The sequence below is a fragment of the Mycobacterium sp. ABE4_509 genome, from assembly GCF_056160785.1.
This window is the reverse complement of record NZ_JBSWXU010000036.1, coordinates 1-15,624: the sequence shown is the minus strand read 5'-3', so window position 1 is coordinate 15,624 and position 15,624 is coordinate 1. Positions and strand designations below refer to the sequence as shown.

The 15,624-nt window shown below is 69.6% G+C and carries 15 protein-coding genes, 1 tRNA gene and 1 pseudogene; 8 read left to right on the top strand and 9 right to left on the bottom strand.

The features are described from left to right. Positions 1 to 11: 11 nt before the first annotated feature. The 7 genes from mshC to ACXAID_RS10565 form a co-directional block, all read right to left on the bottom strand. A complete protein-coding gene (gene mshC / locus ACXAID_RS10595; protein ID WP_475022163.1) occupies positions 12 to 1,250 on the bottom strand; it encodes a cysteine--1-D-myo-inosityl 2-amino-2-deoxy-alpha-D-glucopyranoside ligase in 1,239 nt (412 codons plus the stop codon). Positions 1,251 to 1,310: 60 nt separating this feature from the next. Next, positions 1,311 to 2,093, bottom strand: coding sequence for a 3'(2'),5'-bisphosphate nucleotidase CysQ (locus tag ACXAID_RS10590; RefSeq protein WP_475022162.1), 783 nt, complete (start codon positions 2,091 to 2,093; stop codon positions 1,311 to 1,313). Between the two features lie 17 nt (positions 2,094 to 2,110). Continuing rightward, positions 2,111 to 2,953 carry an SCO1664 family protein gene (locus ACXAID_RS10585; protein WP_475022161.1) on the bottom strand — a complete coding sequence of 281 codons (843 nt, stop codon included), beginning with the start codon at positions 2,951 to 2,953 and terminating at the stop codon, positions 2,111 to 2,113. After that, positions 2,937 to 3,524 carry a DUF3090 domain-containing protein gene (locus ACXAID_RS10580; protein WP_475022160.1) on the bottom strand — a complete coding sequence of 196 codons (588 nt, stop codon included), beginning with the start codon at positions 3,522 to 3,524 and terminating at the stop codon, positions 2,937 to 2,939. Before ACXAID_RS10580 ends, ACXAID_RS10585 begins: the two co-directional genes overlap by 17 nt. A 55-nt stretch (positions 3,525 to 3,579) precedes the next feature. After that, entirely contained in the window at positions 3,580 to 4,284 is a 705-nt protein-coding gene (locus ACXAID_RS10575) for a histidine phosphatase family protein (protein WP_475022159.1), read from the bottom strand. A gap of 86 nt (positions 4,285 to 4,370) precedes the next feature. Next, positions 4,371 to 5,201 (bottom strand): undecaprenyl-diphosphate phosphatase, encoded by an 831-nt coding sequence (locus ACXAID_RS10570; RefSeq protein WP_475022182.1) that lies wholly within the window; start codon positions 5,199 to 5,201, stop codon positions 4,371 to 4,373. A gap of 44 nt (positions 5,202 to 5,245) precedes the next feature. Next, positions 5,246 to 5,557, bottom strand: a complete 312-nt coding sequence (locus ACXAID_RS10565) for a hypothetical protein (RefSeq protein ID WP_475022158.1) — start codon at positions 5,555 to 5,557, stop codon at positions 5,246 to 5,248. Positions 5,558 to 5,722: 165 nt separating this feature from the next. Between ACXAID_RS10565 and ACXAID_RS10560 the strand changes: the two genes are divergently transcribed. The 3 genes from ACXAID_RS10560 to ACXAID_RS10550 are packed head-to-tail and all read left to right on the top strand — an operon-like array spanning position 5,723 to position 8,115. Further along, complete coding sequence (locus tag ACXAID_RS10560; RefSeq protein ID WP_475022157.1) at positions 5,723 to 6,718, top strand: NHL repeat-containing protein; 996 nt, start codon at positions 5,723 to 5,725, stop codon at positions 6,716 to 6,718. Positions 6,719 to 6,778: 60 nt separating this feature from the next. Next, positions 6,779 to 7,039 carry a DUF5703 family protein gene (locus ACXAID_RS10555; RefSeq protein ID WP_475022156.1) on the top strand — a complete coding sequence of 87 codons (261 nt, stop codon included), beginning with the start codon at positions 6,779 to 6,781 and terminating at the stop codon, positions 7,037 to 7,039. A gap of 14 nt (positions 7,040 to 7,053) precedes the next feature. Then, positions 7,054 to 8,115 carry a quinone-dependent dihydroorotate dehydrogenase gene (locus tag ACXAID_RS10550; RefSeq protein ID WP_475022155.1) on the top strand — a complete coding sequence of 354 codons (1,062 nt, stop codon included), beginning with the start codon at positions 7,054 to 7,056 and terminating at the stop codon, positions 8,113 to 8,115. A 45-nt stretch (positions 8,116 to 8,160) separates the two neighbouring features. On the opposite strand, the gene ACXAID_RS10545 is transcribed toward ACXAID_RS10550, so the two are convergent. Continuing rightward, positions 8,161 to 8,691, bottom strand: coding sequence for a YbhB/YbcL family Raf kinase inhibitor-like protein (locus ACXAID_RS10545; protein WP_475022154.1), 531 nt, complete (start codon positions 8,689 to 8,691; stop codon positions 8,161 to 8,163). A 27-nt stretch (positions 8,692 to 8,718) separates the two neighbouring features. After that, positions 8,719 to 10,053: a M20/M25/M40 family metallo-hydrolase gene (locus tag ACXAID_RS10540; RefSeq protein WP_475022153.1), complete on the bottom strand. Its 1,335-nt coding sequence runs from the start codon at positions 10,051 to 10,053 to the stop codon at positions 8,719 to 8,721. A gap of 90 nt (positions 10,054 to 10,143) precedes the next feature. On the opposite strand from ACXAID_RS10540, the gene ACXAID_RS10535 reads away from it, so the two are divergent. From ACXAID_RS10535 to ACXAID_RS10515, 5 genes and pseudogenes are all read left to right on the top strand, one after another. Further along, positions 10,144 to 10,232, top strand: a tRNA-Leu gene (locus ACXAID_RS10535). Positions 10,233 to 10,372: 140 nt separating this feature from the next. After that, positions 10,373 to 11,590: an MFS transporter gene (locus tag ACXAID_RS10530; RefSeq protein ID WP_475022152.1), complete on the top strand. Its 1,218-nt coding sequence runs from the start codon at positions 10,373 to 10,375 to the stop codon at positions 11,588 to 11,590. Positions 11,591 to 11,605: 15 nt separating this feature from the next. Beyond that, complete coding sequence (locus ACXAID_RS10525) at positions 11,606 to 14,851, top strand: bifunctional cytochrome P450/NADPH--P450 reductase (RefSeq protein ID WP_475022151.1); 3,246 nt, start codon at positions 11,606 to 11,608, stop codon at positions 14,849 to 14,851. A 1-nt stretch (position 14,852) separates the two neighbouring features. Continuing rightward, the gene (locus tag ACXAID_RS10520) at positions 14,853 to 15,275 is read left to right on the top strand and encodes an SRPBCC family protein (RefSeq protein ID WP_475022150.1); all 423 of its coding nucleotides are present in this window, start codon (positions 14,853 to 14,855) and stop codon (positions 15,273 to 15,275) included. 113 nt (positions 15,276 to 15,388) lie between these two features. Continuing rightward, a pseudogene (locus ACXAID_RS10515) lies at positions 15,389 to 15,624 on the top strand (hypothetical protein); the annotation flags it as partial.

Genomic DNA, 15,624 nt, shown 5'->3' with positions numbered 1-15,624 from the left:
CAGTCAGAAGGTCAGAGCGCAACGCCCAGCAGCGCGTCGACCGCCGTGGCCACGGCGGCTCCGGCGGTGCTGTCGTGCCCTCCGTAGGACAGCGCATCGGTGGTCCAGCCATCAAGGGCGGCAAGCGCTTTGGGAGTATCGAGATCGTCGGCGAGGTAGCGCCTGAGCCGTGCGACGACATCGGTGGCGTCCGGGGCCCCCGCCAGCGTGGTGGCGCTGCGCCACCGGTGCAGCCGGGTCCGGGCCTGGTCGAGGACCTCCTGGCTCCAGAACCGGTCCTCACGGTAGTGCCCGGCCAGCAGGCCCAACCGGATGGCCGCGGGATCGACCCCCTCGGCGCGCAGCCCCGACACCAGCACCAGGTTGCCCCGGCTCTTGGACATCTTGTGCCCGTCCCAGCCGATCATCCCGGCGTGCACGTAGTGACGGGCGAACCGCCGCTCCCCGGTCACGCATTCGGCGTGCGCGGCGGAGAACTCGTGGTGCGGGAAGATCAGATCGCTGCCGCCGCCCTGGATGTCGAGCACCGTCCCGATACGGCTGAGTGCGATGGCGGCGCACTCGACGTGCCAGCCCGGCCGTCCGGCGCCGAACGGGGACGGCCAGCTCGGCTCCCCCGGGCGCTCGACCCGCCACAACAGCGCGTCGAGCGGATCCCGCTTACCGGCCCGCCCGGGGTCACCGCCACGCTCGGCCGACAGGGTCAGCATGGTGTCGCGGTCATAGCCCGACTCGTAGCCGAACTGCAGCGTGGCCCCGGCGCGGAAGTACACGTCGGGGTACTGCGCATCGTCGACGACGTAGGCGGCCCCGGAGGCGAGCATCTTCTCGACGACCTCGATGACCTCGGCGATCGATTCGGTGGCGGCGATGTAGTCGCGCGGCGGCAGCACCCGCATCGCCGCCATGTCCTCGCTGAACAGCGCGGTCTCGCGGTCGGCCAGCTCACGCCAGTCCACCCCGTCCCGCTGCGCCCGCTCGAACAGCGGGTCGTCGACGTCGGTGATGTTCTGCACGAAGTGCACGTCGTGGCCGGCGTCGAGCCACAGCCGGTTCACCAGGTCGAAGGTCAGGTAGGTCGCGGCGTGGCCCAGGTGGGTCGCGTCGTACGGGGTGATTCCGCACACGTACATGGTGGCGGTGGGCCCCGGTGTCACCGGACGCACCTGACGGTCGGCGCTGTCGTAGAGCCGAAGCGCCGGCCCGCGACCCGGCAGGGTCGGGACGCTCGGCGCAGACCACGGTTGCATGGCGTCGACTCTAGACATCCCCCGATCCGACAATGCGGACGGCGGTTTCATTCCCCGCGCTCAACGCCGGTGGGCCGCGTTGATCTCGGTCAACAGCAACGAGGCCAGTTCGGGCCGGCACATCAGCAGATCCGGCAGGTAGGGGTCGCGCCGGTTGTAGATCAGCGGGGCGCCACCGAGCCGCGAGGCGTGCATCCCCGCCGCCCACAGCACCCCGGCCGGGGCCGCCGAGTCCCATTCCCACTGCCCGCCGGCGTGCACGTAGGCGTCGACGTCGCCGCGGACCACCGCCATCGCCTTGGCCCCCGCCGACCCGATCCGGATCAACTGGATGTCGAGGCGATCCCGCAGGTGCCACAGCACCGCGGGGGGACGGTTCGAGCTCGCGGTGATCCGGATCGGGCCGTCGGCGCGCGGCGGCGGGGGTGTGACGGTGTCGCTGCGGTAGACCTCACCCCGGGCCGGCAGGGCCACCGCCGCATCGGTGATCGTGCCGCCGGCCCCCTCCGCGCCGCGTTGCCACAGTGCGATGTGCACCGCCCAGTCGGACCGACCGGGCATCGAGTACTCGTGGGTGCCGTCCACCGGGTCGACGATCCAGACCCGGTCGGCGTCGACGCGCGAGACGTCGTCGGCCGCCTCCTCGGAAAGCACCGCATCGTGTGGCCGCTCCCGGTGCAGCCGGTCCAGGATCAGCGTGTTCGCCCGCATGTCGCCGGCATCACCGAGCGAATACGGATCATAGAAATCCCCGAAGCCGATCTGCTCACGCATCGCCAGCAGCAGCTCACCGGCCTCGGCTGCAATGTCGGCGGCCAGCGCCGCATCGGTACGGGTCGTCACCGGATCAGTAGATCACTTCAGAACGCCGGCCACGGTATCGGGCGCCGCCGATCAGGGCTGGGCATCACCGGATTAGCCAGTAGGGCAACGACTCTGGACCGCAACGCAACAACCTCACGATCGGTGATGTGACCGCACAGCTGCTCGGCCAGCCCGCCGTCGAGGAGCTCGCGCAGCGCGGCGACATCCGCGATGATCCGATCATCGACCGCTTTGCCGGCCCACCCCCACAACACCGTGCGCAGCTTGTCCTCGACGTGCAGGCTCACGCCGTGGTCGACGCCGTAGACCCGGCCGTCCCGGCCGCACAGCACGTGACCGCCCTTGCGGTCGGCGTTGTTGATCAGCACGTCGAACACCGCCAGGCGGTGCAGCCGCTCGTCGTCGGCGTGCACCAGGGTCACTTCGTCACCGGCGTAGTCGTAGGCCTGCAGCACCGGCAGGAACCCGGCCGGGATCCGGCCCGCGGGCAGCAGGTCGACCAGTTCCGGGCCGGTGCCCGCGGGCGCACCGAGGTCCGGGTCGTCTCCGGGCTGGTCGACCCAGCGCTGCAGCATCCCAGCTCCGGCTGGGCCGTCGCGAATGATGGTCAACGGCACCACATCCCAACCCAGCGCCGCCGAGACCAGGTAGGCGGCGAGTTCGCGGCCGGCCAGCGTGCCGTCCGGGAAGTCCCACAGCGGAGCCTCCCCCGCCACCGGCTTGTACACACAGTGCACGGTCAGTTCGGCCAGGTTGGCCTCGCACAGGAAGGTGGCGTTGCTCGCCGAGCGGATCCGGCCGATGACGTTCAGCTCGCCGCGACGCAGCACCTCCTCGGCGGCAGCGTCGTGCGCTTCGGGATCAGATGCCGTCGTCATCGTCGACTTCGGCCAGCTCACCGCGCCGGTACCCGTTGGTGCGCACACAGGTGTGCCCCTCGGGATCCAGCGGCTCGTCGCACAACGGGCAGGGTGGACGTCCGGCCGAGATGACGCGGTTCGACCGCGTCGCGAACTCACGGGCCGACTCGGGGGTCAGGAACACCCTGACCGCATCCGGGCCTTCCTCGGAGTCGTCGAGCACCACCGACGCATCGAACTCGGTCTCGGAGACGGCGAGCAGTTCGACCACCACCGTCTGCGCCTCGGAGTCCCAGCCCAGCCCCATGGTGCCGACCCGGAACTCGGCGTCGACCGGCGTGACCAGCGGGCTGAGGTCCTCCACCTCATCGGTTTCCGGCGGGATCGGGGTGCCGAACCGGCGGTTGATCTCGAGCAGCAGCGCCGCGATCCGCTCGGCGAGCACTTCCACTTGCTGTTTTTCCAGAATCACCGAGATCACGCGCTTGTCGTGGACGGCCTGCAGGTAGAAGGTCCGGTTTCCGGGCTGCCCGACGGTGCCGGCCACGAAGCGGTCGGGAGTTCGGAAGACGTGGATTTCGCGGGCCATGGCAGTGTCCAAAATACCGGTTATGCCACGTGAGCCGTAATCGCACCGTCGGTGATCACTCCGCCGAGCCACCCACCACGGCGTCGCCGGTGGGCACACCGCCGGTTTCGGACTTGCCGGCCTCGGGCGCGGCGGCGAGCGCCGCGTTCAGCGCGGCTCCGGTGTGGTTGACGTGGACGACGAACGGGCGCAGCGTCGTGTACCGGATGACGCTGACCGAGGCCGGGTCGGCGTTGATCCGCTGGAAACTGTCCAGGTGGGTGCCCAGTGCGTCGGCCAGCACCGCCTTGATCACGTCACCGTGGGTGCAGGCGATCCAGAGCACATCGTTGCCGTGTTCGTCGGCCAGCCTGCGGTCGTGTTCGCGCACCGCCGCGACCGCGCGGGCCTGCACCGCGGCCAGGCCCTCACCGTCCGGGAACACCGCGGCGCTGGGCTGCTGCTGCACCACCGCCCACAACGGTTCTTTGACCAGCTCACCGATCTTGCGGCCGGTCCACGCGCCGTAATCGACCTCGGCGAGGCGGTCTTCGACCACCGGCTCCACGCCGAGGGCGGCGGCCAGCGGTTCGACCGTGCGCCCGCACCGCAGCAGCGGTGAGCGCACGATGGCGCGGATCGGCAGCGACCCGATCCGCTCGACCAGCGCGGCGGCCTGCTCGCGGCCGCGGTCGTCGAGGTCCACCCCGGCCGAGCGTCCCGCCAGCGTGTGGGCGGTGTTCGACGTGGAGCGTCCGTGACGCAGCAGTAGAACTGTCATGTCTGCTCCTCGCGCAAGCGCTCGTCGGTCATGTCTGCTCCTCGCGCAAGCGCTCGTCGGTCATCTCGCCTCCTCGCGCGCCGTGGTCATGTCGCGGCCACCACCCCGGTCGACAGCAGCACCAGTACCACCGCACCCAGCGCAATCCGGTAGCCGACGAACCAGTACATGCTGTGCCCCACCAGGAAGCGCAGGAACCAGGCGATGGCGGCGAAACCGACCACGAACGCGATGATCGTCGAGACCAGCAGCTGGGCGCCGGTGGCGCTCATCCCCTCGCCGACCGGTGCAAACGCGTCGGGCAGCGAGAACAGGCCCGAGGCGAACACCGCGGGGATGGCCAGCAGGAACCCGAACCGCGCGGCCAGCTCGCGGTGCATCCCGAGGAACAGGCCCGCGCTGATGGTGGCGCCGGAACGGGACACTCCGGGGATCAGGGCCAGGCATTGGGCCAGGCCGACGATCACGGCGTCCTTCCAGGTGAGTTTCTCGACGGTGCGGGTCTGCCGGCCGGCGTACTCGGCGGCGGCGATCACCAGCGAGAACACGATGAGCGCGGTGGCCACCAGCCACAGGTTGCGTGCCCCGGTGCGGATCTCGTCCTTGAACAGCAGACCCACCACACTGATCGGGATGGTGCCGATGATCACCCACCAGCCCAGCCAGTAGTCGGCGTCGCGGCGGGCGGCGGCGAACAGGCCCGCCCACCAGGATTTGACGATCCGCACGATGTCGCGGGCGAAGAAGACGAGCACGGCCGCCTCGGTGCCCAGCTGGCTGACCGCGGTGAACGACGCACCGGCGTCGTCGTCGAAGAACACCCGCGATGCGATGGCCAGGTGGCCGGAGGAGGAAACCGGCAGGAACTCGGTCAGACCCTGCAGGACCGACAGGACGACGACCTGCAACCAGGACATCGCGGGCACGTCCGTCACGGAGACGACCGTACCGTGAGCCGGGGTCAGCGGGCGTTGCGCGGTACCGGCTGCGCGTCGGCGACGGCATCACGCACCGCCGCGGTCATGCTGCGCTCGTCGGACAGGTCGATGTCGGTGAGCTTGCGGGTCGCGGTCGCGACCACATCCTCGGCCTGAGGAACCGGGCCGCGCAGCCGCGGCCGGTACACCTCGACGACGAGAGCCTGCCGCTCGATGTGGAACGAGAAGCTGCGTCCGTCGCCGACCTGCCCGAATCCGCTGGCGTGGACACCGGTGGTGATGTCCTCGACAGCAAACCCCTGACCATTCATATCGCTATCTGCAAGAAGGGTCATGTTCCGTACCATACCTTCACTTACGTAAATAGGCGGTGCAGACTCGGCCGATTCGGCCATCACGAGTTGAATACACTGGCCGTTCGATCAGGTTTCACCCGCACAACCGAGAGCTACCCCTTGCCGCGCTGCACAAACATACCGGCGCTGCTGGTTCTGCCCGCAGTGGCAGCACTGGCAAGCGTACTGGTGGCCTGTTCCTCGAATCCCGTCGACGCTCCACCGCCCACGATCACCCCGGCGAGCGCCGCGGCGTCGCCGCCCGCCGGCACCGACCCGGCCGGGCGGGTGTGGCCGCTGGCCGCCGACGCCCAGGCTGCGCTGTTCGACGCGGCAACGCGATCGCTGGTGATTCTGAGCCCGTCTGACCAGGCGGGTTCGATGGTAACGGTGTTCGCTGCGCCGGGCACCCCGGAGCAGGTGCGTCTCGACTCGGTGGCCACCGCCCTGGCCGGAACCGGGGACGGCACGGTGTTCCTGGCCACCCGCGGCGGCTACTACCGCCTCGACGTCGCCGCGGGCGCGGCCGAGCGGATCGGCGTCGAAGGCCACGACGGGGTCGACTTCACCGCGGTGAGCAGGCGTGCCGACGGCCGGTTGGTGCTGGGCAGCGCCGACGGCACCGTGTACACCCTGGACTCCGAGCGCACCGTCGGAGCGCAGCTGAAGATCTTCGCGCGGGTCGACAGCATCGTCACCCAGGGCGACACCGCAGTGGTGCTGGACCGTGGCCAGACCTCGGTGACCAGCCTCAACGCCGACGGCACCGCCGCCGAACACGCCCTGCGCGCCGGCGAGGGGGCCACCACCATGACCGCCGATCCGGCGGGGCGGGTGCTGGTCGCCGACACCCGTGGCGGGGAACTGCTGGTCTACGGGGTGGATCCGCTGATGCTGCGGCAGCGCTACCCGGTGCCGGACGCCCCGTACGGGCTGACCGCCTCCGGCGGCGACACACCGGCGCTGGTCTGGGTCGCCCAGACGGCGACCAACACCGTGGTTGGTTACGATCTTGCGACCGGAATCCCCGTCGAGAAGGTGCGTTATCGAACCGTGCAGCAGCCGAACTCGCTGGCCTTCGACGATGCCGCCGGCACCCTGTACGTGGTGTCGGGCGCGGGTGCGGGTGTCCAGGTGATCCCGCAGGCCGGTACGCGATGAGCGCCTGCGCGAAGAGCCGAGCAGCCCGATGAGCGCCTGCGCGAAGAGCCGAGCAGCCCGATGAGCCGGGGCTCCCGCGGCCGGATGCCGGCCGCCTGGGACGAGGTGGTCTCGGAGGACCCGGGTGAATACGAGTGGATCCCGCTGCGGCTGCCGCCGGATGTGACCCGCGTCAGCGCGTCGATCCGGCTGTCGATCGAGGCCGAGTACCGCGGCTGGGAGTTGACCCGGGTCCGGCTCTACACCGACGGCAGCCGCCGGGTGCTGCTGCGCCGCAAGAAGCGTCCCCAGCCCCCGCACTCCCCCGACCAGCTCGCGTGACCGAGGGACGACCGATGTATCGAGCGCTGCGCCGGGTGCTGTTCACAGTGGAACCGGAACGGATCCACACGGTGGTGTTCGGCGGGCTGCGCGCGGCCACTGCCGCACCGCCGCTGCGCCGGGCGATGTCGCGTGTGCTGCGCCCGCATGATCCGGTATTGGCCAGCACGGTGTTCGGCGTGCGGTTCCCCGCCCCGATGGGCCTCGCGGCCGGATTCGACAAGGACGGGCTGGGCCTGCGCACCTGGGGCGCACTGGGCTTCGGGTACGCCGAGCTCGGCACGGTGACCGCGCGTCCCCAGCCGGGCAACCCGCCCCCGAGGCTCTTCCGGCTCCCCGCCGACCGCGCGCTGCTCAACCGGATGGGGTTCAACAACCACGGCGCCGGGGCGCTGGCGGCGCAGCTGACCCGCCACGTCCCCGAGGTGCCGATCGGCGTCAACATCGGCAAGACCAAGGTCACACCACCCGAGCAGGCCGCCGACGACTACGCCGAGAGCGCCCGGCTGCTCGGCCCGCTGGCGGCATACCTGGTGGTCAACGTCAGCTCGCCGAACACACCCGGCCTGCGCGACCTGCAGTCGGTCGAGGCGTTGCGCCCCATCCTGGCCGCCGTGCTGGCGCAGACCACGACGCCGGTGCTGGTCAAGATCGCCCCCGATCTGGCCGACGACGACATCGACCTGATCGCCGATCTGGCGGTGGAACTGGGCCTGGCCGGCATCGTGGCGACCAACACCACGGTCTCGCGGGAGGGCCTCGCGACACCGGGAGTCGCCGAACTCGGCCCCGGCGGGGTGTCCGGGCCGCCGGTGGCCCGACGCTCCGCCGAAGTGCTGCGCCGTCTCTACCGCCGGGTGGGGGGCCGCCTCGTGCTCATCAACGTCGGCGGCATCGAAACCGCCGACGACGCATGGGAGCGCATCACCGCGGGAGCCGCACTGCTGCAGGGCTACACCGGGTTCGTCTACGGCGGCGGGCTGTGGGCCAAGTCCATCAACGACGGCATCGCCCGCCGCCTGCACGACAACGGGTTCACCAGCCTGGCCGACGCAGTCGGTTCAGCTGCCCAGTGATTTCGGTGTGGTTGTCGTCGCTGGGCGACGACAACCACACCGAAATCACTTCTGTTCGTAGGTGCCGGTGATCAGCGCGCGGGCGATGGCATGGCTGAACAGGTTGAAACCCAGGTAGGCGGGGGTCGCCTCGGCGGGCACCTCGAGCTTCTCGACGTCGACGGCGTGTACGGCGACGATGTAGCGGTGCGGCCCGTGATTCGGCGGTGGAGCGGCGCCGAGGAAGCGCTTGAGACCGGCATCGTTGGCCAAAGTGACTGCGCTGCCGGGCAACCCGCTACCATCGCCGACACCGGCCGGTAGATCGGTGACGGTGGCGGGCAGGTTGAACACCGCCCAGTGCCAGAAACCCGACGCCGTCGGCGCGTCCGGGTCGTAGACGGTGACCGCGAAGCTGCGGGTCTGCTCGGGGAAACCCGACCAGCTCAACTGGGGCGAGACGTCCGACCCGCCGGCACCCATGATGCCGCTGACCTGATCGTTGGCCATCGGCTGGCCGTCGCCGAACGACTCCGAGGTCACCGTGAAAGTGGGCAGCTCGGGCAGAAACTCATAGGGGTTGTACGGAAAAGCCATGGGCGATCTGTCCTTTCAATCGTGGTATCAGCAGTTCAGCAGGAAGTGCTCGAGGACCTGCGCGCCGAACGCCAACGCGTCGACGGGTACCCGTTCATCGACGCCGTGGAACAACGCGGCGAAGTCCAGGTCGGGCGGCAGCCGCAACGGCGCGAAGCCGAAACAGCGAATACCCAAACGGGCGAAGTGTTTTGCATCGGTGCCCCCGGAGAGCATGTACGGAACGGTGCGGGCTTCGGGGTCGGCCGCCAGGATCGCCGCGTTCATCGCCGCGACCAGCTCACCGTCGAACGGCGTCTCATAGGAGGGCAGGTCGGTGATCCATTCACGCTGCACGTCGGGGCCGATCAATTCGTCGACCTCGCGCTCGAACTCGGCCAGCCGCCCGGGCAGTACCCGGCAGTCCACCACCGCCTCGGCCGTCGCCGGGATCACGTTGGCCTTGTATCCCGCCTTGAGCATGGTCGGGTTGGCGGTGTCGCGCAGCGTGGCTCCCACGATTCGCGCGATACCCCCGAGCTTGGCGACCGTGCCTTCGATGTCGGGCGCAGCCGGATCGAATGCGTACCCGGTCTCCTCCCCCACCGCGGTCAGGAACTGCTCGACCGAGTCGGTGAGCACCACCGGGAAGCGGTGCCTGCCGAGTTTGGCGACGGCCTCGGCCACGGCGGTGACGGCGTTGTCGTCGTGCACCATCGACCCGTGACCGGCCCGGGCCCGCGCGGTCAGGCGCATCCACAGCATCGCCTTCTCAGCGGTTTCGACCAGGTAGAGGCGCCGTTCGCCGCCGTCGCGGCGCGGCACCGTCAACGAGAAGCCGCCCACCTCGCCGACCGCCTCGGTCACCCCGGCGAACAGATCCGGGCGGTTCTCCACCAGCCATTTGCAGCCGTAGGTGCCACCCGCCTCCTCGTCGGAGACGAACGCGAAGACCAGATCACGCGGCGGGGTGATGCCCGCCCGCTTGAAGTGCCGGGCGACCGCGATGATCATCCCGACCATGTCCTTCATGTCGACGGCGCCGCGGCCCCAGACGTAGCCGTCCTCGACCGCCCCCGAAAACGGGTGCACACTCCAGTCGGCGGCCTCGGCGGGCACCACGTCGAGGTGCCCGTGCAGCATCAGGGCACCGCGGGACGGGTCGGCCCCGGGCAGCCGGGCGAACACGTTGGCCCGGCCCGGCGCCCCGGCCTCGACGTGTTCACAGGTGAAGCCCACCTCGGTCAGCTGCTCGGCCACCCAGCGCGCGCACTCGGCCTCACCCTTGGTGGTGGCGGGGTCTCCGGTGTTGGAGGTGTCGAACCGGATCAACCTGCTGACGATGTCGACGACCTCGTCGCTGGGGGTCTGTGGTCCTGGCACAGTCCCTTTCCTACCATTGATCCCGGGCGGCCCCAGCCCGTGGTTTGGGTCCGAGGCGGCTGATCCGTTAGCCTTAGCTGCCCAAAGCAGGTCCGAGTGGCGGAATGGCAGACGCGCTAGCTTGAGGTGCTAGTGCCCTATTAACGGGCGTGGGGGTTCAAGTCCCCCCTCGGACACCACGGCGGCATCGCCGGCGGCTCGTCGTCGCCGCGCGACATTCGGCCGCCACCGCCGTCCGGCCAGCCGGCACCGGACATCTTCATCACATCCTGAGACGATGCCCTGCAGGTTCGGGCGACGCGCCATATGCTCTGCCGCGATGTCCGCCACCGCCAGCGCCGCACCCGCTGAACATCGTGGCCTGGTGGTAGGCGCGGCCGGCATGATGGTCGCCGGCTTCCTGACCACCTTTCTGTCTCCCCTGCTCGCGATCTCGTTCGCCAAGGAGTTCAGCTTCGGCACCCAGTACGCCGGGGTACTCGTCGCGGCCGGCCAGACCGGAGTGGCGGTGGCCGCGCTGGCCGTGCTGCCACTGCTGCCACGCCTGGACCGCCGGGCCCTCGGGGTGGGCGGCGCCGTGCTCACCGCGCTGTGCCTGGCCCTGACGGGACTGTCGGGCAGCTTCTGGGCGGTGTTGGCCCTGCAGATCGTGATGGGGCTGGGCGCCGGCCTGAGCTACGCGGCGGCCAACTCGGCGCTGGCCTACGCCCGATACCCCGAGCGGGCGTTCAGCATCGTCACGATCAGCTGGATGCTGGCCGGGGCCGCGATGCTGACGCTGGGACCCATGCTGCACGACGCGTGGCCCCACGAAGGCATCTACCTGGGCATGGCCGCGGCCGAACTGCTCTGCGTCGTCTTCATCCTGCGGCTGCCCGACGTGCGCACGCTGCCCAAGGCCGACCCGGCGACCGGCACGGGGCCGCGCCCGGCTGCGGGCGCGACCGCGTTCCCGGCGGCTCTGCTGGTGGGTGCGCTGCTGCTGATGAACGTCGGCAACATGATGATCTGGACCTATGCGCAATCCATCGGTGAGCGGGCCGGGCTGTCCACGGAGTTCACCTCGACGTTCCTGGGCCTGTCCCAGCTCGTCGGCCTGATCGGATCCGGACTGACCCTGGCGCTGGGCGGCCGGGTGTCGAAGATGCTCATCGTCGTCCCCGCGGTCGTCGTGCTGGCGGTCGGCAATCTGCTCGTCGGCACCTCGACCGGTCCGGCACCGTTCACCATCGGATTCCTCGCGGTGAACATCGCCTTCTTCTGCCTGAGCCCGCTGCTGTTGGCGCTGGCCGCCGAACTCGACACCCGATCCGGCCAGCTGGTGGTGATCGCCGGCGCCGCCAGCCTGGTCGCCGGCAGCATCGCTCCCGCGCTCGGCGGCGCGATCGCCGGTCCCGACGAGCACTGGGCCCGGCTCGGCTTCACCGCCCTGAGCCTGGCCCTGGTGGCCATCCCGCTGCTCGTCCTCCCAGTCCGTCGCGCCCGGGGCGAAGCGCCCGAGCCCGACTCGCCGTCACCAAACGCACCAGCGCATTGAGAAAGGCAGGGCCGCATGAGTTCTGAGTTCGAAGAGATCCCACGTCCGTCGAACAGGGTGCCGGTTCTCGGCGACGCGCTGCATCTCGACGCCGAGCACCCCACCCAGGCCATGATGGATCTCGCCGACGAACTCGGGCCGATCTATCACCTGGTCACTCCCGGACACGACATGGTCGTGGTCTCCGGCGGCGACATCGCCCAGGAGTGTCTCGACGAGACCCGCTTCGAGAAGAACAACTCCCCCGAACTCGTCGCGATGCGTGAGGTCGTCGGAGACGCGATCTTCACGTCCTGGACCCAGGAGCCGGCGTGGAAGAAGGCGCACAACATCCTGTTGCCCGCGTTCGCCCCGCAGGCCATCAAGGGCTACACCGAGAAGATGGCCGACATCGCCGACCAGTTGGTGATGAAATGGGCGCGGCTGAACCCGGGCGACCCGGTCGACGTGGTCACCGATATGACCAAGCTGACCTTCGACACCATCTGCCTGGTGTGTTTCAGCTACCGGCCGGGGTCGTTCTACCGGCACGACATGCCGCCGATCGTGACGGCACTCGAAGAGGTGATCGCCGAATGCGTCAACCGGCCCAGCCGGCTGCCCGGCCAGGACCTCTACGAGGCCATCAAGGGACGCAGCGAGTACAAGAAGAACATCAGCTTCCTCAACGACCTGGCTGATTCGATCATCTCCGAACGGATCTCGTCCGCCGAAGTGGGATCCAAAGGCGACGTGCTGGACCTGATGCTGACCGAGGCGGACAAGGACAGCGGCGAGAAGCTGGATCGCCTGAGCATCCGCCACCAGATGCTGACCTTCCTGGCCGCGGGCTACGACACCACCAGCGGCATGCTGATGTGGACGGTGTACTACCTGTTGAAGAACCCGGACGCGCTGGCGAAGTGCTACCAGGAGGTCGACGAGGTGTTCGGCGACGACCTCTCGGCGCTGCCCGGCCCGGCGCAGATCTCCAAGCTGCAGTATCTGCTGGCCTGCATGAAGGAGGCGCTGCGCCTGTGGCCGGTGGGCGCCGGGTTCCAGGTCCGTCCCCTGGCCGACGAGGTGCTGGGCGGCAAGTACCGGGTCAAGAAGGGTCAAACCATCCAGATCCTCACCCCCAAGCTGCAACGCGATCCCGAGATCTTCCCCGCCCCAGAGGCTTTCGACCCCGACAGGTTCACCCCTGAACTCGAGGCCGGTCGACCGCCGTGGGCGTGGATGCCGTTCGGCAGCGGACAGCGCGCCTGCATCGGCCGGCACTTCTCGTTCTTCGAATCGCAGCTGCTGCTCGGGCTGATCCTGCAGCGCTTCCGGCTGCTGGACTCCTTCGACTACCAGCTCGACATCAAAGACTTCTTCTCGATCAAACCGCACGACCTCGCGATCACCGTCGCGCCACGCGAAGGCAGGGAGACCGCCACGCTGTCGGGTATGAGGTCCGCGGCGACCGCGGAGACTTCGGACGCCGCCTCCGCCAAGCCGGCACCCGTCGTGTCGGCCTATGGCGAAGGCAATCCGCTGCTGGTCCTGTTCGGGTCCAACCTGGGGACCTCCGAACGCATCGCCAACGAGATCGCCGAGGACGGCCGCGCCCGCGGATTCACCGTCACGGTAGGCGAACTGAATGCCTATACCGACAACCTTCCCACCGACGGGCTGGTGGTGATCTGCACGTCGTCCTACAACGGCAACCCACCCGACAACGCGGTCGAGTTCCACAAGTGGCTGGGCAGCGGCCTGTCCGCCGACGCCCTGGCCGGAGTGCGGTACACGGTCTTCGGCGCCGGGGACCGGGTGTGGGCGTCGACGTTCCAGAAGGTGCCCGAGGAAGTCGACGCCCTGTTGCGCGCCGCGGGGGCCGAGCCGTTCGCCGAACGCGGCGCCGCCGACGCCTCCGACGACTTCGACGGCATGTTCCGGGACTGGTATTCGGGGTTCTGGAAGCAGGCCGGCGACACGCTGGGGCTGGCCCCGCAGGCCGACGTACAGACCGACATGAACCGCTACGAGTTCTCCTCCACCGGCCAGCGCCTGCACGCCTCGTTCTTCGCGTCGCTGGAGGCCACCCCCTACCGCGTGGTGGACAACCGGGAGCTGCTGACCAGAGTCGCCCAGACCGGCCCCGTCGCCCGGTCCACCCGCCACATCGAGTTCCAGTTGCCCGAGGGCGTCGACTACCGCACCGGCGACCACATCGCGGTGCTGCCCCGCAACGCCGCCGAGCTCGTCGGACGTGCCGCAGCCTTGGCCGAACTCGATCTCGACGAGATGGTGATGATCCGCGCCAACACCGGCGCACCGAGCCATCTGCCGCTCGACACCCCGTTCGTCGTCTCCGAATTGCTCTCCGCACGAGTCGAATTGCAGGCCCCGTTGACGCGGGCCCAGATCAAGACCCTGGCCGAGTTCGCGACCGACCCCGACGAGCAGCGCGCACTGGCCGACCTCGCCGCCGACGGCGAGCAGAACGTGGCGCGCTACCGCGAGGAGATCCTGTTCAAGCGGGTCTCACTGCTGGACATGGTGCAGCGCTACCCCTCCATCGACGTACCCCTGAACACCTGCCTGGAGTTGCTGCCCGGACTGGCGCCGCGTTATTACTCGATCTCGTCGTCGCCGGCGGTGGCGCCGGACCGGTGCAGCATCACCGTCGGCGCGCTGCGCGAACCCGCCCGCAACGGCAACGGCATCTTCTCCGGCACCTCGTCGAACTTCCTGGCCCGCACCGAACCCGGCGCCATGGTGCCCGGCTTCATCCGTCCCCCCGGCCTGCCGTTCGAGGTGCCCCAGGACCCGGCGACACCGATGATCATGATCGCCACCGGCACCGGGCTGTCGCCGTTCCGGGGCTTCCTGCAGGAACGGGCGGCGCAGGCAGGGACGGCCGAATGCGGCCCGGCGCTGCTCATCTACGGCTGCCGGATGCCGGACTCGGACTTCATCTACGAAGACGAGTTCCGCGCATTCGAAGCCGACGGGGTGGTCGAGATCGTCACCGCCTACTCGCGGCCGGCGTCCGGCCCCGGTCAGCGCGTTCAGGATTGTGTTCGCGCGCAGGGCGAACGCATCCTCGATCTGATGGGACGCGGTGGGGTGACCTACATCTGCGGCGGGGCCGGCACCGTCGCACCGGCGCTGCGCGACGCCTACGCCGAGATCTACACCCAGCACGCCGGGGTGAGCGCCGAGGAGGGTGTCGCCTGGCTCGAGCAGCAGCGGGCCGACAACCGGTACCTGGAGGACGTGTGGGCGGCGCACTGACATGGCGATAGGCCGGATCACGGTCGACTCGGAGCCCGCCCGGGTGACCGCGGTGCTCACCGACCTGCCCGCCATGGTGGAGTGGACGGCTGCCGAGGCCGTGGAGATCCTCGCCCACGACAGCGAAGGCCGGCCCGGCGTGGCGCGCTGGCGCGAACGCTACGGGCCGCTGCCCGACGAGTTCGTGCTCAGCTACGACTGGCACGACGACGGGGTCAGCTGGCGGCTGACCGAAGGCCAGATCCTCAAGACCGAAGACGGCCGCTACACGCTGAGCCCCGCCCCGGGCGGCGGCACCGCGGTCGTCTACAGCCTGCGCCTGGGCCTGGCGCTGTGGCTGCCGCCCTGCGTGCGAAGCCGTATCGAGACATTCGTCGTGGATTCCACGCTGTCGGCGCTCAAGCGCCGGGTCGAGCAGTCATAGCCGGCACACAGGCTGCGGACAGTTCAGACCCACGGCCCGGCTCTATACAGGTGATGGGCGTCACCACCTTCGGTGCGCTCACCATCTGTGACAAACATGCCGAGGAGTCATCCGTGAAACGATCCGTTCCCGCGATCGTCGGCGGCACCGCCGCCGTCGTCGCTCTGCTGGGCATTCCCGCCTACACCATCCAGACCGCTGAATCAGCCGCTGATCCGGACGCATTCGCGGGGTGCCTGACCGAGCACGGCGTTCCGGCCGAACTGGCCACACCACCGAAGGGACCTCGCGGGCCGGGCGGGCCGGGCGGACCGCCTCCGGGCGAGCGCCCGGGCGGACCGGACAGCCA